Origin of the sequence: uncultured Oscillibacter sp. (genome assembly GCF_910584465.1) — a bacterium.
Classification (GTDB): domain Bacteria; phylum Bacillota; class Clostridia; order Oscillospirales; family Oscillospiraceae; genus Oscillibacter.
This window is the reverse complement of record NZ_CAJUBK010000010.1, coordinates 1-18,672: the sequence shown is the minus strand read 5'-3', so window position 1 is coordinate 18,672 and position 18,672 is coordinate 1. Positions and strand designations below refer to the sequence as shown.

At 66.6% G+C, this 18,672-nt stretch carries 22 protein-coding genes and 1 riboswitch; of the genes, 15 read left to right on the top strand and 7 right to left on the bottom strand.

The window, feature by feature from the left end:
* Window positions 1-362: 362 nt before the first annotated feature.
* From QZ332_RS04435 to asnS, 7 genes are all read left to right on the top strand, one after another.
* Window positions 363-1,658, top strand: coding sequence for a UDP-N-acetylglucosamine 1-carboxyvinyltransferase (locus QZ332_RS04435; protein ID WP_295762821.1), 1,296 nt, complete (start codon window positions 363-365; stop codon window positions 1,656-1,658).
* A 67-nt stretch (window positions 1,659-1,725) separates the two neighbouring features.
* A complete protein-coding gene (locus QZ332_RS04430; protein WP_295762818.1) occupies window positions 1,726-2,166 on the top strand; it encodes a GNAT family N-acetyltransferase in 441 nt (146 codons plus the stop codon).
* 18 nt (window positions 2,167-2,184) lie between these two features.
* Window positions 2,185-2,460, top strand: coding sequence for a TfoX/Sxy family DNA transformation protein (locus tag QZ332_RS04425; RefSeq protein WP_295762815.1), 276 nt, complete (start codon window positions 2,185-2,187; stop codon window positions 2,458-2,460).
* Window positions 2,457-3,275 carry an MBL fold metallo-hydrolase gene (locus QZ332_RS04420; protein ID WP_295762812.1) on the top strand — a complete coding sequence of 273 codons (819 nt, stop codon included), beginning with the start codon at window positions 2,457-2,459 and terminating at the stop codon, window positions 3,273-3,275. The genes QZ332_RS04425 and QZ332_RS04420 overlap by 4 nt, the downstream gene beginning before the upstream one ends.
* Window positions 3,239-3,721 carry a 23S rRNA (pseudouridine(1915)-N(3))-methyltransferase RlmH gene (gene rlmH / locus QZ332_RS04415; protein ID WP_295762809.1) on the top strand — a complete coding sequence of 161 codons (483 nt, stop codon included), beginning with the start codon at window positions 3,239-3,241 and terminating at the stop codon, window positions 3,719-3,721. The genes QZ332_RS04420 and rlmH overlap by 37 nt, the downstream gene beginning before the upstream one ends.
* A 66-nt stretch (window positions 3,722-3,787) precedes the next feature.
* Window positions 3,788-4,165 (top strand): hypothetical protein, encoded by a 378-nt coding sequence (locus QZ332_RS04410; RefSeq protein WP_295762806.1) that lies wholly within the window; start codon window positions 3,788-3,790, stop codon window positions 4,163-4,165.
* Between the two features lie 105 nt (window positions 4,166-4,270).
* The gene (gene asnS / locus QZ332_RS04405; protein WP_295762803.1) at window positions 4,271-5,665 is read left to right on the top strand and encodes an asparagine--tRNA ligase; all 1,395 of its coding nucleotides are present in this window, start codon (window positions 4,271-4,273) and stop codon (window positions 5,663-5,665) included.
* 42 nt (window positions 5,666-5,707) lie between these two features.
* Here asnS and QZ332_RS04400 read toward each other — a convergent pair whose 3' ends face one another.
* From QZ332_RS04400 to QZ332_RS04385, 4 genes are read right to left on the bottom strand one after another with little or no spacing between them, the layout of a single operon-like run.
* Entirely contained in the window at window positions 5,708-6,403 is a 696-nt protein-coding gene (locus QZ332_RS04400; protein WP_295762801.1) for a hypothetical protein, read from the bottom strand.
* Between the two features lie 14 nt (window positions 6,404-6,417).
* Entirely contained in the window at window positions 6,418-7,374 is a 957-nt protein-coding gene (locus QZ332_RS04395) for a hypothetical protein (protein WP_295762799.1), read from the bottom strand.
* 58 nt (window positions 7,375-7,432) lie between these two features.
* On the bottom strand, window positions 7,433-8,257 hold the full coding sequence (locus QZ332_RS04390; RefSeq protein WP_295762796.1) for a DUF3021 family protein: 825 nt from the start codon (window positions 8,255-8,257) through the stop codon (window positions 7,433-7,435).
* The gene (locus QZ332_RS04385; protein ID WP_295762793.1) at window positions 8,254-8,691 is read right to left on the bottom strand and encodes a LytTR family DNA-binding domain-containing protein; all 438 of its coding nucleotides are present in this window, start codon (window positions 8,689-8,691) and stop codon (window positions 8,254-8,256) included. Before QZ332_RS04385 ends, QZ332_RS04390 begins: the two co-directional genes overlap by 4 nt.
* 255 nt (window positions 8,692-8,946) lie before the next feature.
* Between QZ332_RS04385 and QZ332_RS04380 the strand changes: the two genes are divergently transcribed.
* The 7 genes from QZ332_RS04380 (at window position 8,947) to QZ332_RS04350 (ending at window position 16,705) form a co-directional block, all read left to right on the top strand.
* Window positions 8,947-10,026 (top strand): PfkB family carbohydrate kinase, encoded by a 1,080-nt coding sequence (locus tag QZ332_RS04380; protein WP_295762791.1) that lies wholly within the window; start codon window positions 8,947-8,949, stop codon window positions 10,024-10,026.
* 43 nt (window positions 10,027-10,069) lie between these two features.
* Window positions 10,070-10,999, top strand: coding sequence for a pseudouridine-5'-phosphate glycosidase (locus QZ332_RS04375; RefSeq protein WP_295762788.1), 930 nt, complete (start codon window positions 10,070-10,072; stop codon window positions 10,997-10,999).
* Window positions 11,000-11,062: 63 nt separating this feature from the next.
* Complete coding sequence (locus tag QZ332_RS04370) at window positions 11,063-11,452, top strand: DUF1294 domain-containing protein (RefSeq protein ID WP_295762785.1); 390 nt, start codon at window positions 11,063-11,065, stop codon at window positions 11,450-11,452.
* Between the two features lie 127 nt (window positions 11,453-11,579).
* Window positions 11,580-12,857: a serine dehydratase subunit alpha family protein gene (locus QZ332_RS04365; protein WP_295762782.1), complete on the top strand. Its 1,278-nt coding sequence runs from the start codon at window positions 11,580-11,582 to the stop codon at window positions 12,855-12,857.
* Window positions 12,858-13,162: 305 nt separating this feature from the next.
* Window positions 13,163-13,888: an MgtC/SapB family protein gene (locus QZ332_RS04360; protein ID WP_295762779.1), complete on the top strand. Its 726-nt coding sequence runs from the start codon at window positions 13,163-13,165 to the stop codon at window positions 13,886-13,888.
* Between the two features lie 15 nt (window positions 13,889-13,903).
* On the top strand, window positions 13,904-14,596 hold the full coding sequence (locus QZ332_RS04355) for an MgtC/SapB family protein (RefSeq protein WP_295762776.1): 693 nt from the start codon (window positions 13,904-13,906) through the stop codon (window positions 14,594-14,596).
* A 531-nt stretch (window positions 14,597-15,127) separates the two neighbouring features.
* Window positions 15,128-15,228: riboswitch (glycine riboswitch) on the top strand.
* A gap of 88 nt (window positions 15,229-15,316) precedes the next feature.
* Window positions 15,317-16,705, top strand: coding sequence for a sodium:alanine symporter family protein (locus tag QZ332_RS04350; RefSeq protein ID WP_295762773.1), 1,389 nt, complete (start codon window positions 15,317-15,319; stop codon window positions 16,703-16,705).
* 56 nt (window positions 16,706-16,761) lie between these two features.
* Here the strand turns inward: QZ332_RS04350 and QZ332_RS04345 are convergent, their stop codons facing one another.
* The 3 genes from QZ332_RS04345 to QZ332_RS04335 form a co-directional block, all read right to left on the bottom strand.
* A complete protein-coding gene (locus QZ332_RS04345; protein WP_295762770.1) occupies window positions 16,762-16,980 on the bottom strand; it encodes a helix-turn-helix domain-containing protein in 219 nt (72 codons plus the stop codon).
* Window positions 16,981-17,060: 80 nt separating this feature from the next.
* Window positions 17,061-17,297: a helix-turn-helix domain-containing protein gene (locus QZ332_RS04340; RefSeq protein WP_295762767.1), complete on the bottom strand. Its 237-nt coding sequence runs from the start codon at window positions 17,295-17,297 to the stop codon at window positions 17,061-17,063.
* A 250-nt stretch (window positions 17,298-17,547) separates the two neighbouring features.
* On the bottom strand, window positions 17,548-18,273 hold the full coding sequence (locus QZ332_RS04335; protein WP_295762764.1) for an RsiV family protein: 726 nt from the start codon (window positions 18,271-18,273) through the stop codon (window positions 17,548-17,550).
* 172 nt (window positions 18,274-18,445) lie between these two features.
* On the opposite strand from QZ332_RS04335, the gene QZ332_RS04330 reads away from it, so the two are divergent.
* The coding region (locus tag QZ332_RS04330; RefSeq protein WP_295762761.1) for a YerC/YecD family TrpR-related protein at window positions 18,446-18,672 on the top strand (227 nt) is incomplete at its 3' end.

Genomic DNA, 18,672 nt, shown 5'->3' with positions numbered 1-18,672 from the left:
GGCCCCGGGGCCCCGCGTTTTTCGAGGGACCCTTCCCGGGTCCCTCGAAAAACGCTCCTCCTTCCCGTCGACGAAGTCTCCTCTACTTTTTCGACGCTCTGAAGATCCGGCCTCCCGGCCGGATCTTTTCCCGCGTCGTGGAACTCCCGGATCCTTTTCGACAAAACATTATGGAAAAACACAAAAGGAAAGGTTTGCATTTTCCACCTGGCTGTGCTATGATAACGTAGTCTGTGAACAAGATCTTAACCTCCCCGCCCTCAAAGCGGGTATGAAGCGCCGCCAGCCGGGCAAACTGTCCTTGGTGCGCCTCCACAAGGTCCCGGCGTGGCAAAACGTTGCTTGAAGAGAGGGTCAATATTTTGACGAAATATATCGTACAGGGCGGAAAGCCCCTGTTTGGCGAAGTCGAGATCAGCGGCGCGAAGAACGCCGCCGTCGCTATCATCCCCGCCGCCCTCCTGGTGGACGGGGTCTGCCGCATCGAGAACATCCCCCAGATCTCCGACGTGACGCTGTGCCTGGACATCCTGGAGCAGCTGGGCGCGGGCGTCCGCAGCATCGACCGCCACACCGTCGAGGTGGACTGCCGTCACATCCGCTCCACCCGCACCCCTTACGACCTGGCCCGGCGGATCCGGGCTTCCACCTATTTCATCGGCGCCCTCCTGGGCCGGTTCGGCCAGGCGGAGGTCGCCCTGCCCGGCGGCTGCAACTTCGGCGGCGTCCGGCCCATCGACCAGCATATGAAGGGCTTCAACGCCCTGGGGGCCACCGTGGTGGTGGAGGGCGGCTTCATCCGCGCCTCCTCCGGCGAGGGGCCGCTGAAGGGCACCAGCATCTATCTGGACGTGGTGTCCGTAGGGGCCACCATGAACATCATGATGGCCGCCGTCATGGCGGAGGGCCGCACGGTCATCGAGAACGCCGCCAAGGAGCCCCACATCGTGGATCTGGCCAACTTCCTCAACTCCATGGGGGCGAACATCCGGGGCGCGGGCACGGACACCATCAAGATCCGGGGCGTGGACCGCCTCCGCGGCGGCAGCTACGCCATCATCCCCGACCAGATCGAGGCGGGCACCTATATGGCCGCCGTGGCCGCCACCGGCGGCCAGGTCCTGGTGAAGAACATCATCCCCAAGCACATGGACTGCATCACCGCCAAGCTCCAGGAGTGCGGCGTGGAGGTGGAGGAGCACGAGGACACCCTGCTGGTCCGCCGGAACGCCCCGCTGCGCAGGGCCAACATCAAGACCCTCCCCTATCCCGGCTTCCCCACGGACATGCAGCCCCAGATCACCACGGTGCTCTCCCTGGCGAAGGGCATCTCCCTGGTGACGGAGAGCGTGTGGAGCAGCCGCTACCGCTATGTGGACGAGCTCCGCCGCATGGGGGCGAACATCCAGGTGGACGACAAGACCGCCGTGGTGGACGGCGTGGACCATCTGGTGGGCGCGCCCATCCAGGCGTCGGACCTCCGGGCGGGGGCCGCGCTGGTCATCGCCGCCCTGGCCGCCAAAGGCGAGAGCGAGATCAGCTGCATCCACTACATCGAGCGGGGCTACGAGAACCTGGTGGAGAAGCTCCGAGGACTGGGAGCGGACATCCAGGCCGTGGACGAGCCGGAGGAACACCGGCGGCTCCGCCTGGGCTGACATCGGAGATCTGCCGGGAGACGGAGGGGGATCCCTCCTGTCTCCCGGTTTTTGCAGAGGAGGGCTCATGAGGATCGTCGAAGCGGGCTCCAGGACGCCGGAGCTGATCTCCCGTCTGCTGGGGGTCTGGGAAAGGTCTGTAAAAGCCACCCACCTCTTCCTCACCAAAGAGGAGATCGAAGCCATCGGAGCGTATGTCCCCCAGGCGCTGCGGGAAGTCCCGCACCTGGTCGTCGCGGAGGACGGGCGCGGGCTCCCCGCCGGCTTCATGGGCGTCGGCGGGCACAGACTGGAGATGCTGTTCCTCCTGCCGGAGGAGCGGGGGAAGGGCCTGGGCAGGACGCTGGTCCAATACGGGATGGAACGCTATGCCGTCCGGGAAGTGGCCGTCAACGAGCAGAACCCCCAAGCCCGGGGCTTTTACGAGCGCATGGGCTTCCGGGTCTGCGGGCGGACGGAGACCGACGAACAGGGCGGGCCTTATCCGCTTTTGTACATGCGCTTGTGAGGACCGGGGAGGGACGGCATGACGGCACTGACATCCATGCGCAACATCGGCAGGGAGATGGCCCGGAAGCTGACGGCGGCGGGCATCGGCTCCGCCGAGGCGCTGACGGGGATGGGCTCCAAGCAGGCGTATCTCCGGCTGAAGCTCCTCTATCCCCGGGTCTGCCTGGTGCATCTCTACGCCCTGGAGGGCGCGGTCCAAAACGTGGACTTCAACGACCTCCCCCAGGAGGTCAAGGCGGACCTGAAGGAGTTCAGCGACTTTTTGAACGGCAAAGGAGGCCCTGCGCTTTGACGACCGTACATACCCTCGCCAGCGGTTCCTCCGGGAACGCGCTGCTGCTCTCCTGGGCGGGGGGCCATGTCCTGGTGGACGCGGGCATCTCCTGCCGCCGGATCCGCCAGGGGCTGCAGTCCCTGGGGCTGGACCTCCGGGACCTGGACGCCGTGTGCCTCACCCACGGCCACAGCGACCATGTCTCCGGCCTCCAGACCCTGCTCAAGCACACGGACTGCCCCATCTACGCCACCGCCCCGGCGGGCCGAGACCTGCTGCGCCGCATGGCCCTGCCGGAGGGACGGCTGGAGGAGGCCTCCGCCTCCTTCCGCATCAAGGACTGCTCCGTCCGCGCCTTCCCCACCTCCCATGACGCGCCCGGCTCCTGCGGCTACCGCTTCGACGGCCCGGACGGCGGCTTCGGCCTGCTGACGGACAGCGGTGTGGTGACCCCGGAGGCGGAGGCGGTCCTCCCCGGCGTCTCCCTCGCCGTGCTGGAGGCCAACCACGACGTGGAGGCCCTGCGCAGCGGCCCCTATCCCTACTATTTGAAGGCCCGCATCCTGGGCCCCGGCGGGCACCTGCGCAACGAGGACGCCGCCGCCTTCGCCGTCGCCCTGGCCAAGGCGGGGGCCCGGGAGATCGTCCTGGCCCACCTGAGCCGGGAGAACAACACCCCCGCCATGGCCCTCCGGGCGGTGGGGACGGCCCTGCGGGCCGAGGGGCTGGCCCCCCGCCTCTCCGCCGCGCCCAGGGACTGCCTCAGCGGGGCCTACACTCTGGAAGGAGGCGCGATATGCAGCGGATCACCCTCCTGTGCGTGGGGAAGCTGAAAGAGCGGTTCTACGCCGAGGCGGCGGCGGAGTACGCCAAGCGCCTCAGCCGGTACTGCAAGCTGGAGATCGTCGAGCTGGCGGAGGAGCGTCTGCCGGAAGATCCCTCCCCGGCCCAGATCGACGCCGCCCTGGCCAAGGAGGCGGCGGCCATCCGGGGGAAGCTGCCGCCCTCGTCCATCCTGGTGGCCCTGTGCGTGGAGGGGCGGATGCGCTCCAGCGAGGAGCTGGCCCGGCTCATGGCCGCTTGGGCCGGCCGGGGGGAGGGCCGTCTGGTCTTCCTCATCGGCGGGTCCCACGGGCTCCACGCGTCCGTCAAGGCCCAGGCCGCGGAGGCGCTGTCCATGTCCCCCATGACCTTCCCCCACCATCTGGCCCGGGTGATGCTGCTGGAGCAGATCTACCGGGCGTTCCAGATCGGCGCGGGGACGCGATATCATAAGTGAGCCCTTGCCCGGAGGGCGGGGATCGGTGTATACGGTTGGATCATAGCCTGAACAGGAGGGATTGGCATGAAGATCTTCTATCCCGACGGCCCCCGGCCGGACCTGTCCATGAGCCGCGAGGAGAAGGCCCGCCGGGCCCGGCGCTTCCGCAGGACGGCCGCTCTGGCGGACGCGTGCCTGCTCCTGGCGCTGGCCGCGGCGGCGCTGCTGGCGTATGTCGGCCGGTCTCCCGCGGATGCGCCGCCGTGGCTGTCGTCCTGGCTGATCGGGGCGTTCCTGCTGGGCATGGCGGGGATGCTGGCGGGGGAGATCCTGGCCTTCCGCCGCTGCCCCTTCTGCGGGAGGAAGCTCAGCGCCCGGGACTGGACCATACGGCCCTTCGTCTGGCGGGCGTTCCGCTGCCCGGAGTGCGATTTCGTCCCCAACTGGGGCCGCCGGGACTGACTCCCCGCGCCGGGGCGGGGCGAAAAGCGCCTCCCCCCTTGCAAAAGGGCGGGGATGTGATATAATGTAGCATCCATATGAAATAACAGAAATCAGGTGAACACGATGACCTACACGAAGATCGCGGCGTTATTCGCCGACCAGGAAGCCCTCGCCGGCCAGACCGTCACCGTAGGCGGCTGGGCCCGGACCATCCGGGACATGAAGAACTTCGCCTTCATCGAGCTGAACGACGGCTCCTGCCTCAAGAACCTCCAGGTGGTCATGGAGTCCGGGGCCCTGGAGAACTACAAAGACATCGCCGCCCAGAACGTGGGCGCGGCCCTCATCGTCACCGGCACGGTGGTCCTCACGCCCGGGGCCAAGCAGCCCCTGGAGCTGAAGGCCGCCAAGATCTCGGTGGAGGGCGCCTCCACCCCGGACTACCCCCTCCAGAAGAAGCGGCACAGCGTGGAGTTCCTGCGGACCATCCAGCACCTGCGGCCCCGGACGAACCTGTTCTCCGCCGCCTTCCGGGTCCGCAGCGCCGCCGCCTTCGCCATCCACGAGTTCTTCCAGAGCCGGGGCTTCGTCTACGTCCACACCCCCATCATCACCGCCAGCGACTGCGAGGGCGCGGGGGAGATGTTCCGGGTCACGACGCTCGATCCCGCAGATCCCCCCCGCACCGAGGACGGGAAGGTGGACTTCTCCCAGGACTTCTTCGGCAAGCCCGCCAACCTCACCGTCTCCGGCCAGCTGAACGCGGAGAACTTCGCCATGGCCTTCGGGGACGTGTACACCTTCGGCCCCACCTTCCGGGCGGAGAACTCCAACACCCAGCGCCACGCCGCCGAGTTCTGGATGATCGAGCCGGAGATGGCCTTCTGCGACCTCAAGGGCTATATGGACGTGGCCGAGGCCATGATCAAGTACGTCATCAAGGCCGTCCGCGAGCGCTGCCCGGATGAGATCGACTTTTTCAACAGCTTCGTGGACAAGGGCCTCAAGGAGCGGCTGGAGCACGTGGCGAACTCCGACTTCGGCCGGGTGAGCTATACCGAGGCCGTGGAGATCCTGGAGAAGAACAACGACCGGTTCGATTACAAGGTCTTCTGGGGCTGCGACCTCCAGACGGAGCACGAGCGGTATCTGACCGAGCAGGTCTACAAGCGCCCGGTGTTCGTCACGGACTACCCCAAGGAGATCAAGGCGTTCTACATGCGCCTCAACGACGACGGCAAGACCGTGGCCGCGGCGGACTGCCTGGTCCCCGGCATCGGGGAGATCATCGGCGGCAGCCAGCGCGAGGAGCGCCTGGAGGTCCTGGAGTCCCGTATCCAGGAGCTGGGCATGAAGCCCGAGGATTACTGGTGGTACTGCGACCTGCGGCGCTACGGCACCTGCCGCCACGCGGGCTTCGGCCTGGGTTTCGAGCGGATGGTGATGTACCTCACGGGCGTCAGCAACATCCGGGACGTCCTGCCCCATCCCAGGACCGTGGGGAGCGCGGACTTCTAAAAAACGACAGCGCCTTGGGGAGCCCCAGGGCGCTGTCGTTTTTCATCCACAGTTCCGCTCGACGATCCCCCGGATCTCGTCCGTCTGCTCCGCCGTCAGGGGGGCCTGGCCGGCCTCGCAGCGGACGTAGCTCTCCGTCAGGCTCACGCCGTAGCCGCCCCCAAACTCCGTATCCACCGTGAACTCGGGCAGGCACTTACAGACGGCCTCCGGATCGTAGTCCAAGTGGATGACGATGTCCGTCAGGGTCACGGAGTCGCCGCCCCAGAAGGAGTAGGTCTCCCCCTCCAGCGTCACCTCCGTCACGGTGTTCCCGCAATAGACCGTCACCGGGCCCTCCGCCGTCTGGGGCTCCGCCGCCGGTCCGTGGGCCTCCCGGCCGAAGTCCCAGCCCAGGGCCTCCAGGCTTTCCAGGGCTTCCTCCGGGACGTCCGCCAGCGTGCCCTCCTCCAGCCGCTCCCACTCGTAAACTCCGGTCCGGGCGGGATAAGTCTCGCATACGCCGTCGTGCGTCACCCGGACCCGGTCCCCGCTTTGGAAGCCCGCCCAGGGGTCCTCTCCCTCCGCCTGGGCGGAGAGGACCATGGGGGTCCCGTCCTCCGCCACCAGCAGGGCGCCCCCGTCCTCCGCCAGCAGGAGACGGCCCTCCGTCTCCGTCCGCTCCGGCCCCTTCGCCGGGGCGGCACAGGCGGTCAGCAGGAGCGCCAGGGCAACGATCGAGATGCCGATCCGTCTCACAAGCCATCCCTCCTTCACGAGATCATCTCGCCGCCGATGCTGTAGCCGCTCCAGGTCCCGCACTCCGGCCACACGGCGGAACAGTCATAGAAGCAGTACGCTCCCAGGGGGGACCGCCACTTCTCCGCGTTGAAGAACAGCGTGGGCAGGGAGCAGATCTCCTCCGCGTGCTCCTCGTTGGGCGTGATGGAGAACAGGCACCCGTCCTCCCACTGATACCAGAGGGGGCTGTCCTCCCCGTCCTCCGGCTTGGGGGTGCTGACGGAGGACGCGGAGAAATAGCCCTGCTCCTTCAGCTCGTCGAAGGTCCCCGCCACCACCTCCACGCCGTGCGTCTCCCCGAAGCGCCAGGCCAGAGCGGCCTCCTCGCTTTCGCTCAGCCCGCCGGGGGCCCGGGAGAGGTCCAGTCCCGCTACGGAGATGTCCTCGTTCAATGCCGGGTCCTTGTTCCACAGATCGTCCAGCACCTGGAGGTACAGCCCGCAGAGGTCATAGCAGGTCCCGCCGGGGTCCTCCCCCCGGCCGATGGACCAGGCCGTCACGCCATAGACCTCCCCGAACCGGGCGGGGAAGGTCTCCATCACCATGCCGTTGAAGGCCACCTCCACCGTCATGCCGTCCGCCAGGGCGGAGGGGCCCGCCGGTCCGCCGTCCAGGGTCACGGGCACATCCTCCGTGTCCAGCCGGTAGACCCCGCCCCCGCCGTGAAGGCCCTCCCCCAGCTCCGCCAGGAGCAGATCCCCGTCCTCCGCCCCATCCACGATGCGGCAGGTCACGACTGTGGGCTCCTCGTCCGGGTCCAGGGAGAGGCGGGATCCCCCGGAGCCGGGGGCCCCCGCCGGGGCGCCGGTCCGGGACGCGTCCGCCCCGCTCTCCCCGCCGGGGGAAGAGGGCCCCGCCGCCGGGGCGCTCCCGCAGGCGGACAGCGACAGGCAGAGGGCCAGCGTCAAACCAAATCTCCAGAGCTTCATGAAGACCGCCTCCTTTTCCTGTTTAGTCGGGAAAGGAGGCGGTTTCGTTCCCGGTCCGTCAAAGTTTTTTCTTCTCCCGCAGGATCATGCCCAGCAAGCCCCCCGCCAGGGCGGACAGCCCCGCCGCCCAGACCTGGAAGAGCGCCGTGTGGTTGTACACCAGGAACACGCAGGGCAGCGTCAGCGCCGCGCAGGCCGGGGGATAGGCCAGCCACCAGCGGCGCAGCCGCCTCCCCAGGGGGCAGGCGCCGAAAAAGCAGGACAGGGGCAGGATGAGGAAGGGGTAAAAGATCCCCGTCAGCACCGGGAAGTCCCGGGCGTCCGCCAGCATCAGCCCCGGCGGCAGCAGCAGCTCCACCGCCGCCGCCAGCAGGAGGTAGGGCGCCAGCGTCCGCCAGGGCGGCTCCGCTGCCTCCAGGCCGGAGGACCTCCGGATCGCCAGCACGTCCGCCTGCCACTCCAAAAAGCGGACCAGCCACTTCAGCACATAGCATAAGAGCAGCAGCCCCAGCAGGCACAGCCAGGTATCCATATACGAAAACCACCGGCACCGCCACCCCGCCAGGGAGGCCACCGCCGCCGTGGCCAGGAAGTGGACCGCGGACCAGAGGAGCGTCCGCCGCTCCAGCAGGAAGGGGACCTCCATGGTGCCCAGGGCCGCGCCCAGCAGGCCGGACCAGAAGATCTGCACGAAGGCGGCGGACACCGGATCCCCATACGCCTCCGCCATGGCGGCGGTCACCAGGGGCACGCAGGCCCCCTCCGGCCTGGGATAGGCGAAGGCGCTGCCCGCCACGAACAGCATGATCACCGCCAGGCCCCCCCAGGGGGCCCCCAGCCGCGCCCGGCGGACGAACTCCCGCCAGACCTCGCGCTCGCTCATATCCCCAGCACCTCCTTGATCTTCTTCACATACCGCCGGGAGACATAGGTGGCCGTCCCGCCCTCCAGCGTCACCCGGATGGTCCCCGTCAGGCTCAGGTCCAAGGCCGTCACCCGCTCCCAGTTGACGATCTCGGAGTGGGACACCCGGATGAACGTCCGCCGGTCCAGCCGTTCCTCCAGCTCGTAGAGCCGGAGGCGGACGGTGTAGGCCCGCCCGTCCACGGTCTGGGCCCGGACCTCCTTGTCCTCGCCGTAGAAGCGCAGGACCTCCCCCGGCTCCAGCGGCACGGCCTTCGGGCCCTGGAAGCCCAGCAGGCGCTCCGGCCCCTCCAGCCGCCCCAGCAGCGCCGCCAGCTCGGGCGACTCCCCCGGGGCCAGGATCTTGACCAGCAGCTCCCTCAGCTCCGGGTCCAGTTCCACATCGATCCTCACGTCTCTCCCTCCTCTCTGCCCCCCAGTATACCCAAAAGGCCCCTCCCCGTCCAGAGGAAGCCGACGGTCGGCCGCCTGGGACGGACCGATGGTCCCCGATCTGCCGGGACGGAGGAGAGGAGCGGCATCCGGCGGCGCGGGCGGGATCGGACAAAATGGGGAGAAAGTAAAGATCTGGGGTTGACAAATCGGGGATCTCGTGTAAAATAAGCATTAGATGAGCTTACTAAGTATTTGCTTATTCGGAGGTGGAACATGACCAAGCGGGAACGGCAGCTTTTGAACTGGATCGAGGAGAACCCCCTGATCTCCCAGAAAGAGCTGGCGGACAAGGCGGGCATCACCCGCTCCTCCGTCGCCGTGCATATCTCCAACCTGATGAAGAAAGGCTATATCACCGGCAAGGGCTACATCGTCCAGACCGCGCCCTACGTCACCGTCGTCGGCGGCGTCAACGTGGACATCGGGGGCCGCCCCTCGGCGGCGCTGGTGGCCCGGGACTCCAACCCCGGCGCGGTCCTCTCCTCCCTGGGGGGCGTGGGGCGGAACATCGCCCACAACATGGCCCTGCTGGGCCTGGACGTGCGGCTGGTGACCGCCTTCGGCGACGACCTCAACGCCCAGAAGCTCGCCGCCAGCTGCGCGGAGCTGGGCATCGACATCTCCCATTCCCCCATCATCCCCGGCGGGCGGACCTCCACGTACCTCTTCATCAACGACGAGCGGGGCGACATGGCCCTGGCCGTCAGCGACATGGAGATCTATTCCCACCTGACCCCCCAGCTCCTCTCCCAGCGGCGGGCGCTCCTGGACGGGAGCCAAGTGGTGGTGCTGGACACCAACATCCCGGAGGAGAGCATCGCCTGGCTCGCGGAGGAGTGCAGCGCGCCCCTCTTCGCCGACCCGGTCTCCACCGCCAAGGCCGTGAAGCTCAAGCCCGTCCTGGGCAGGCTCCACACCCTGAAGCCCAACCGCCTGGAGGCGGAGCTCCTCTCCGGCGTGCCCATCACCGACGAGGCCAGCCTGGAGCGGGCCGCCGACGTCCTGCTGGAGACGGGGCTGCGGCGGGTGTTCCTCTCCCTGGGCGCGGACGGCGTCTTCGCCGCCGACCACAGCGGCCGGGTCCATCTCCCCTGCCTCCCGGCGGAGCTGGTCAACGCCACGGGCTGCGGCGACGCCTTCATGGCCGCCATCGCCTGGGCCTATCTCCAGGGCACGGACCTGGCGGAGACCGCCCGGGCGGGCCTCGCCGCCTCCTCCATCGCCATGGAGAGCGGGGAGACCATCAACCCGCAGATGAGCGAGGCCGCGCTGAAGGCCCGCCTCGGTGCATGAGCGTTCATCCATCGAAAGATCGATCATATTTGGAGGTTTCATCATGAACATGAACAAGTATCTCGACATCGCCCCCGAAGTGCAGGAAGCCCTGGCCGCCGGGAAGCCGGTGGTGGCCCTGGAGTCCACCATCATCTCCCACGGGATGCCCTATCCCCAGAACGTGGAGACCGCCCTGAAGGTGGAGTCCATCATCCGGGAGAACGGGGCCGTCCCCGCCACGATCGCCGTGCTGGGCGGACGGCTGAAAGCCGGCCTCTCCCCGGAGCAGATCGACTACCTGGGCAAGACCGGCGCGGGCGTGGCCAAGGCCAGCCGCCGGGACCTGCCCGTCCTGGTGGCCCAGGGGAAGGACGGCGCCACCACCGTCACCACCACCATGATCGTGGCCCACATGGCGGGCATCCAGGTCTTCGCCACCGGCGGCATCGGCGGCGTCCACCGGGGCGCCGAGACCACCATGGACATCTCCGCCGACCTGGAGGAGCTGGCCCGCACTCCCGTCATGGTCGTCTGCGCCGGGGCCAAGTCCATCCTGGACCTGGGCCTGACCCTGGAATACCTGGAGACCCACGGCGTGCCCGTGATCGGCTACGGCACCGAGGAGCTCCCCGCCTTCTACACCCGCAAGAGCGGCTTCCGGGTGGACTACCGCATCGACGCCCCCGAGGACCTGGCCAAGATCTTCTATGTCAAGCAGGACTCCGGCCTGGGCGGCGGTATGCTGGTGGCGAACCCCATCCCGGAGGAGTGGTCCATGGACGCGGCGGTCATCGGCAAAGCCATCGACGACGCCGTGGCCGAGGCCAAGGAGCTGGGCATCCACGGCAAGGAGACCACCCCCTTCCTGCTGGCGAAGATCAAGGATCTCACCGGCGGCGACTCCCTGGCCAGCAACATCCAGCTGGTGTACAACAACGCCCGCCTGGCCGCGAAGACCGCGGCGGAGCTGAGCAAGCTCGCCAAGGACTGAATCCCGTGTCAAGATGGACCGGCTGAAAGACCGGCCGGTCCATTTTGCAAATGAGGTGACCTTATGGACACGATCCTGCTCTCCGCCGTTCCCCGTGAGAAAACTCTGTTCACGCCGAAGGCCCACAACGACTTCCTCTGGGCCGTCATCGGCTCCCCCTGGGGCCTGCTGGCCGTCTGGCTGGTGCTCATCAACGCCGTCACCTTCTGCGTCTTCGGCGTGGACAAGTGGAAGGCCAAGCGGAAGGAGAAGAAAAGCTCCGTCCGCCGGGTGCCGGAAAAGACGCTGCTGATCCTCTCCGCCATCGGCGGCAGCGTGGGGGCCCTGCTCGCCATGCGGGCCTTCCATCATAAGACCCTCCACAAAGCCTTCCGGTTCGGCGTGCCGCTGATCCTGGCCCTCCAGATCGTCATCCCCTTCGGGCTTTGGCTGTACATGAACGTCATCCGCTGAAGCGCGGCGGGCCTCGGGACGGGGCCCGCCGTTTTGCCGTTCCCTGTCAGATCTGGCAGGGGGGTTCCCTTGTTTTTTCGTCCCTTTTTGTTTATAATGGGGATATCTCAACAAAGGAGGGACCTCTATGAACAAGACCCCGCATTACGCCAGCTACCTGAAGATCCTGGAGGAGGAACTGATCCCCGCCATGGGCTGCACGGAACCCATCGCCGTGGCCCTGGCCGCCGCCAAGGCCCGGGAGGCCCTGGACTTGACCCCTGAGCGATGTCGAGTCGAAGTCAGCGGGAACATCATCAAGAACGTGAAGGCCGTCACCGTCCCCAACACCGGCGGCATGAAGGGCCTGGAGGGCGCCGCCGCCGCGGGCATCGCCGCCGGGCGGGCGGACCTGGAGCTGGAGGTCCTCTCCCAGGTCACGGACGAGGGCCGGGCCGCGATCCGCCGGTGCCTGGAAACGTGCGCCTTCGAGGTCGTCCCCGCCGGGGGGGACCGGGTCTTCTATATCAAGATCACCGTGGAGGCCCAGGGCCACAGCGCCTGCTGCGAGATCGTGGACTTCCACACCAACATCGTGCTCATCCAGAAGGACGGCCAGGCCCTCTTCCAGTCGGCCTCCGCCTCCGACAGCGCCGACGTGCAGACGGACCGCTCCATCCTCAGCGTGGAGGAGATCGTCCGGTTCGCCGACTGCCTGGACCCCGCCGACGTGAGGGAGGTCCTGGGCCGTCAGATCGCCTATAACACCGCCATCGCGGCGGAGGGCCTCAAGGGCGGCTGGGGCGCCCAGGTGGGGAAGACCCTCCGCTCGGCCGGCGGGGACAGCGCGGCCCTGCGGGCCAAATCCGCCGCCGCCGCCGGGTCCGACGCCCGGATGAGCGGCTGTGAGCTGCCCGTGATCATCGTCTCCGGCAGCGGCAACCAGGGCATGACCGCCTCCCTGCCCGTCATCGAGTACGCCCGGGACATGGGCGCCGGGGAGGACGACCTCCTCCGGGCCCTGGCGGTGTCCAACCTGATCACCATCCACCAGAAGACGGGCATCGGGCGGCTCTCCGCCTTCTGCGGGGCCACCAGCGCCGGGTGCGGCGCGGCCTGCGGCATCGCCTATCTCCACGGCGGGCGGTACGACGTGATCGCCCACACCATCGTCAACACGCTGGCGATCTGCTCCGGCATGGTCTGCGACGGGGCCAAGCCCTCCTGCGCGGCGAAGATCGCCGCCGCCGTGGACGCGGGCCTGCTGGGCTGGCAGATGTACGCCGGCGGGCAGAACCAGTTCACCGCCGGCGAGGGCATCCTCAAAGAGGGCGTGGAGGCCACCATCGCCAGCGTGGGCCGCCTGGCCCGGCAGGGGATGCGCCAGACGGACCGGGAGATCCTGGACATCATGGTCGGACGGTGACCGGGGACGGATAACGTTTGCGTACGGGCGGCTCTGCCGCCCGTACTTTTTCACTGTCAAAATGCCAAAAACCGCTGTCCTTATTTGTCAGGCCCGCCGAAAAGGCATCTTCGATGCCGGAAAACGTTGACAAAACCGGAGGGCTTGCTTATAATGAATCTCGACTCAGCGGCGCAGAGGGCGGATGCAGTGCAAACGTTTTCCGCCGCGTCTTCGAACAGGTCATGGAAGAAGCGGTCCGTCCGCTCCTTCCCTTTTCTTTCCCCCGGCGGGGCCGGGCATCTGACAGGAGGGGAGCGAGTCCGGTGTTACACGGATTGGACTACTTGCGGGAGATCAACACGGCTTCCGTGCTGCTGCGGCTGACGCTGGCCATGTTCTGCGGCGGCATGATCGGCCTGGAGCGGGCCAGGAAGCACCGCCCGGCGGGCTTCCGCACTTACATGCTGGTGTGCATGGGCGCGGCGCTGACCATGCTGCTCAGCCAGTACGAGAACCACATGCTGCACAGCGTCTGGGCCCCCATCGCCTCGGAGATCGGCGTCCGCACCGACGTCAGCCGGTTCGGCGCGCAGGTCATCAACGGCATCGGCTTCCTGGGCGCGGGCACCATCCTGGTGACCGGCCAGCAGAAGGTGAAGGGCCTGACCACGGCGGCGGGCCTCTGGGCCTCGGCCTGCATGGGGCTGGCCGTGGGCGCGGGGTTCTACGAGTGCGTGGGGCTGGCGTTCCTGCTGATCTTCCTGGTGGTGCACCTGCTGCCCGCCGTGGAGCTGTACGTCATCGAGAACGCCCGGAACATGAACATCTACGTGGAGTTCCAGTCCCTGGACGACGTGGCGGAGATCATCAACCGCATCAAGGCCCAGGACGTGACGATCTACGAGGTGGAGGTGGACCACGGCAAGCAGACCCTGTCCCAGCATCCCAACGCCATCTTCGCTTTGCGGATGAACCAGAAGGGGACCCACGCCAAGATCCTGGCCACGGTCTCGGAGCTGCCCGACGTATACGTCGTCCACGATATTTAAGGAGGGGGGACCAACATGCTGTCTGTTTTCGACGGTCTGCGGGACGTGACCATCGCGTCCGTCGCCCTGCGGATGACGCTGGCGGTGATCTGCGGCGGCATCATCGGCATCGAGCGGGAGTACAAGCGCCGCCCGGCGGGCTTCCGCACCCATATCCTGATCTGCCTCGGCGCGGCCATGACCACGCTGACCAGCCAATACCTCTACCTGGTCCTGGGCCAGTACACCGACATGGCCCGCCTGGGCGCCCAGGTGGTGGCGGGCATCGGCTTCATCGGCGCCGGCACCATCATCGTCACCCGCCGCCAGCGGGTGAAGGGCCTGACCACGGCGGCGGGCCTCTGGGCGGCGGCCATCATCGGGCTGTCCCTGGGCGGCGGCTTCTACGAGGGCGGCCTCTTCGCCACGGCCCTCATCATGATCGCCGAGCTGTTCTTCTCCCGCGTGGAATACCGGATGCTGGAGAACGCCCCGGAGGTCAACCTCTACATCGAGTACAGCGGCAACGCCACCTTGGATGAGCTCCTCCGGGAGTTCCGGGAGCGGGGCCTGAAGATCCTCAACATGGGCATCATCCACTCCAACTCCAACGAGAAGCACAACGCCTGCGCCATCTTCACCCTGCGGCTGCACAAGGGACTGGACGTCGACCATCTCCAGACGGACATCCGCGCCACCGCCGGGGTCATCTCCGTGCGGGAACTGTGAACCGGGACGACGCCGGGAGCGCGATGCGCTCCCGGCGTCTCAGTCTGTCGAAAAAGTCTTTTCGACAGCCTGAGCAAGTTTTCAGAACTTTTTTGAAAGTTCTGAAAACTTATTTATCGAAAACGAAAGGGACCCTTCCTGGGTCCCTCTCGTAACTCTCTTCCTTCCCGTCGATGTAGTTCTCTCTACTTTTTCGACAAACTGGGCAGGTCCCCGGGGGGCTCCCGAGACCGGGCGGCGCGGGGCTCCCCCCCCACTCTCCGGCCCTCCGCTCCTCTCCCCGTCCGACCGGCCGGAGCGGCTCCCGCCGTCCCCCGGCGGGCCGCGGCTGTCCGCGGCTGTCCGCGGTGAGAGAATATCCGTCGCTGTTTCGCGGACATTTTGTGTAAATGCACGATTGACATCCCCCCTGGGCCGTGGTAAGGTAATGCTACAATCGGATAACGGCAAAGGATATCCCCGGGGGAACGGCGAGAGCCTGCCGAAGGAGTGAAACTCTCAGGCGCCTGGGCACAGGCAGGGACCGGGGATGGATGTGGCTCTGGAGAAACCCGGCAGCGGGTACCGAAGGTGCAAGGCGGCGCGTGGGAGCGGCCGCCGAATCTCTCAGGTAAAAGGACAGAGTGGGTCGGCGCGGGCGGTCTGCCCGTGTGTCTCCCTGTCCCTCGTTCGGAGCGGCGTCCAGCCGTTCCTTTTACTTTTTAGGAGGGGAAAACTGATATGTTACAGCAACTGCAAAGCACGCTCCTGCCCATCGTGCAGGCCATCAACGCATACCTTTCGGACTACATCCTGGTGGGCCTGCTCATCGCGGTGGGCCTCTGGTTCTCCATCAAGACCCGCTTCGTCCAGATCCGCTGCTTCGGCGAGGGGGTGCGCAAGGTCTTCGGGGACCTGACCCTCACCGGCGACAAGCACGCCAGCGGCATGAGCTCTTTCCAGGCCCTGGCCACCGCCATCGCCGCCCAGGTGGGCACCGGCAACATCGTGGGCGCCTCCGGCGCGATCCTCACCGGCGGCCCCGGGGCCATCTTCTGGATGTGGATCATCGCCTTCTTCGGCATGGCCACCATCTATTCCGAGGCCGTGCTGGCCCAGCAGACCCGGATCAAGGACAAGGACGGCAGCATCCAGGGCGGTCCCGTGTACTACATCACCACCGCCTTCCAGGGGGGCTTCGGGAAGTTCCTGGCGGGCTTCTTCTCCGTCGCCATCATCCTGGCCCTGGGCTTCTTCGGCTGCATGGTGCAGTCCAACTCCATCGGCTCCACCTTCCAGACCGCCTTCGGCGTGCCCTCCTGGATCGTCGGCGTGGTGCTGGTGGTCATCTGCGGCGTCATCTTCCTGGGCGGCGTCCAGCGGCTGGCCTCCGTCACGGAGAAGATCGTCCCCATCATGGCGGCCCTGTTCGTCCTGGGCGGACTGGTGGTCCTGGCCATGCGCATCCAGTACATCCCCACCACCCTGGGCATGATCTTCAAATACGCCTTCCAGCCCCAGGCCATCCTGGGCGGCGGCTTCGGCGCGGCGCTGAAGATCGCCCTGAGCCAGGGCGCCAAGCGCGGCCTGTTCTCCAATGAGGCCGGCATGGGCTCCACGCCCCACGCCCACGCCCTGGCCAACGTGGCCTGCCCCCACGATCAGGGCATCGTGGCCATGATCGGCGTGTTCATCGACACCTTCATCGTCCTGACCCTCAACGCCCTCGTCATCATCTCCACCCTCTACACCGCCGACGGCCCCCTGGCCGCGGGCTACACCGGCTCCGTCACCGAGACCATCGGCAAGGCCAACCTGGCCCAGACGGCCTTCGGCGTGGTGTTCGGCGAGGGGCTGGGCGCGATGTTCGTGGCGGTCTGCCTGTTCTTCTTCGCCTTCTCCACCATCCTGGGGTGGAACCTCTTCGGCAAGATCAACATGACCTACCTCTTCGGCAAGAAGTCCACCGTGGTGTACACCCTCATCGCTCTGGTGTTCATCTTCCTGGGCACCCTGGCCTCCAACGATCTGGTCTGGGAGCTGTCCGACATGTTCAACAACCTGATGGTCATCCCCAACGCCATCGGCCTCTTCGCCCTGACCCGCCTGGTGGTCAAGGCCGTGAAGTGAGGCGGCGGTCCATAGGATAAAAAGAGAGACAGCCCGTGGGGCTGTCTCTCTTTCGCTCAGTCCTGGGCGAACAGGGCGTTGTAGTCCACTCGCAGGACCTCCGCCAGCTTGTCGATCTCGAAGACGGAGACCATCCGGCGGCCGATCTCGATCTGGGCGACCATGATCTCAGAAAGGTCGCATCCATCGACTTGCAGCTGTGCGGCCAGTTCTTTCTGTGTCAGGCCCCTTTCCCTGCGATAATGCCGGACCTTCGCGCCGATATTCCGGTCCATAGGCGTACTGCGTTTCATCAAAGCCTCTCCATGATATCCTATTCGTTTTGAGGTCCTATTGCGGAGGCTGTCTCTCCTGCTCAGTCCTGAGCGAACAGGGCGTTGTAATCCACTTGCAGGACCTCTGCCAGCTTGTCGATCTCGAAGACGGAGACCGCTCGGTGTCCAGTCTCGATATGCCCCACTATGGTCTCCGACAGGTCGCAGCCGTTGACTTGGAGGCGGGCGGCTAATTCCTTCTGTGTCAGTCCCATCCGTTCCCGGTAGAACTTGACCTTCGCGCCGATGTTTCGATCCATGGGCGTACTGCGCTTCATAAAAACACTCCATATATATCGTGATCTTATCTTGATAATATGGACTGTCCTTGCGATAATACCTACATACACGTAGGGAGCGCTGTTTTTTAGAGGTTTTATCATGTCAGGTCCCAGCATGTTAGAACCCCCCGTCGCGAAAGAGCCGATGCCGGTCCGTATCAGGATCGCTGGATCGTCTGCGGCGTCATGACGAGGAGACCGCCATCCGGCGCATCTGCGGCGTCCTGCGGCTCTATGACTGCATCATCTACCCCTCCTCGCTGGGGTGCGAAGCCTTCGACAGCGACGGCAGCCCCATCCCCCTCGCCGGGCCTCCCTCCCCGCCATAAGGCAGCAGGAACACCGCCACCCCCTCCGACGCGGGGGCCAGGGCATACATCGGCCAGAAATAGGCCAGTCCCTCCTCCGTCAGGTAAAAATCCTGAGGGTTGAACCGCCGCAGCCCCTGCCGCCATCCCTCCCGCCAGCGGCCCGCCCCGGCCCGCTCCCGGCGGGCGATCTCCTCCGCCGCGTGGGCCAGGAGCCGCTTCTTCCAGGCCGTCCCGGCGGGGAAGAAGTCCTTCAGCGGCACGGGGTAGCCCGCCGCCAGGTCCCAGGTGTCCCCCCGGCGGACGATCGTGGCCGGGCCCGGCCCCACCGTCTCCCGGACCTGGGTGTAAAGGCTCCACAGGCCCCCCTCGTTATAGGTGACCCGATAGCTCATCTCCGCCCGGGACATGGGCAGGGGGCGGCTGGCCTCCAGGGCCGCGCGGTGCTCCGCCGCCGCCTGGGGGTAGAGGCAGCGCTCGCAGTAGCGCAGGAACGAGCGGCACTGCAGCCGGTAGAAGCGTTCGATCCTCCGGGCGGTCCGGCCCTCCGCCGGCACCGGCAGGGGGACCTGCGCCTGGGCCGACAGCACCGGCACGCCCTCCACCTCCCACTCCTGCTCCGCCGCGAAGGGCTCCGTCCGCAGCTCCGTCAGACGCTCTCCCACAGCCACCGCTCCTCTCTCCAGACTTGGTTTCTCCAGCCTATGCGCCCAGGGGGGAGGGGGTGACGGCGGGGAGGGCTTTTCCCGCGTGAAATTTTCCATGCCCTCCCCCTTTACTTTCGCGCGCTGAAATGTTAAAATAGGGGTGTTCGAACTGAGGACAGGAGGACTTCTCATGAAGATCGGCAAGAAAGAAAAAAGCGGCCAGCTCTATAAGGCCATCCTCCAGCTCCGGGACGAGGAGGAGTGCTATGAGTTTTTCCAGGACCTTTGCACCGTGGCGGAGCTGCGGAGCATGGAGCAGCGCTTCGAGGTGGCCTCTTTGCTGGACGACGGCATGATCTACAACGACATCCTGGAGCGCACCGGGGCCTCCAGCGCCACCATCAGCCGGGTGAACCG

Coding starts and splice junctions, on each gene's coding strand:
- rlmH (WP_295762809.1), top strand. CDS start 3,239: ATGCAGCGGATCACCCTCCTGTGCGTGGGGAAGCTGAAAGAGCGGTTC.
- QZ332_RS04365 (WP_295762782.1), top strand. CDS start 11,580: ATGAACAAGACCCCGCATTACGCCAGCTACCTGAAGATCCTGGAGGAG.
- QZ332_RS04410 (WP_295762806.1), top strand. CDS start 3,788: ATGAAGATCTTCTATCCCGACGGCCCCCGGCCGGACCTGTCCATGAGC.
- QZ332_RS04350 (WP_295762773.1), top strand. CDS start 15,317: ATGTTACAGCAACTGCAAAGCACGCTCCTGCCCATCGTGCAGGCCATC.
- QZ332_RS04375 (WP_295762788.1), top strand. CDS start 10,070: ATGAACATGAACAAGTATCTCGACATCGCCCCCGAAGTGCAGGAAGCC.
- QZ332_RS04345 (WP_295762770.1), bottom strand. CDS start 16,980: ATGGACCGGAATATCGGCGCGAAGGTCCGGCATTATCGCAGGGAAAGG.
- QZ332_RS04430 (WP_295762818.1), top strand. CDS start 1,726: ATGAGGATCGTCGAAGCGGGCTCCAGGACGCCGGAGCTGATCTCCCGT.
- asnS (WP_295762803.1), top strand. CDS start 4,271: ATGACCTACACGAAGATCGCGGCGTTATTCGCCGACCAGGAAGCCCTC.
- QZ332_RS04340 (WP_295762767.1), bottom strand. CDS start 17,297: ATGAAGCGCAGTACGCCCATGGATCGAAACATCGGCGCGAAGGTCAAG.
- QZ332_RS04395 (WP_295762799.1), bottom strand. CDS start 7,374: ATGAAGCTCTGGAGATTTGGTTTGACGCTGGCCCTCTGCCTGTCGCTG.
- QZ332_RS04425 (WP_295762815.1), top strand. CDS start 2,185: ATGACGGCACTGACATCCATGCGCAACATCGGCAGGGAGATGGCCCGG.
- QZ332_RS04380 (WP_295762791.1), top strand. CDS start 8,947: ATGACCAAGCGGGAACGGCAGCTTTTGAACTGGATCGAGGAGAACCCC.
- QZ332_RS04370 (WP_295762785.1), top strand. CDS start 11,063: ATGGACACGATCCTGCTCTCCGCCGTTCCCCGTGAGAAAACTCTGTTC.
- QZ332_RS04355 (WP_295762776.1), top strand. CDS start 13,904: ATGCTGTCTGTTTTCGACGGTCTGCGGGACGTGACCATCGCGTCCGTC.
- QZ332_RS04390 (WP_295762796.1), bottom strand. CDS start 8,257: ATGAGCGAGCGCGAGGTCTGGCGGGAGTTCGTCCGCCGGGCGCGGCTG.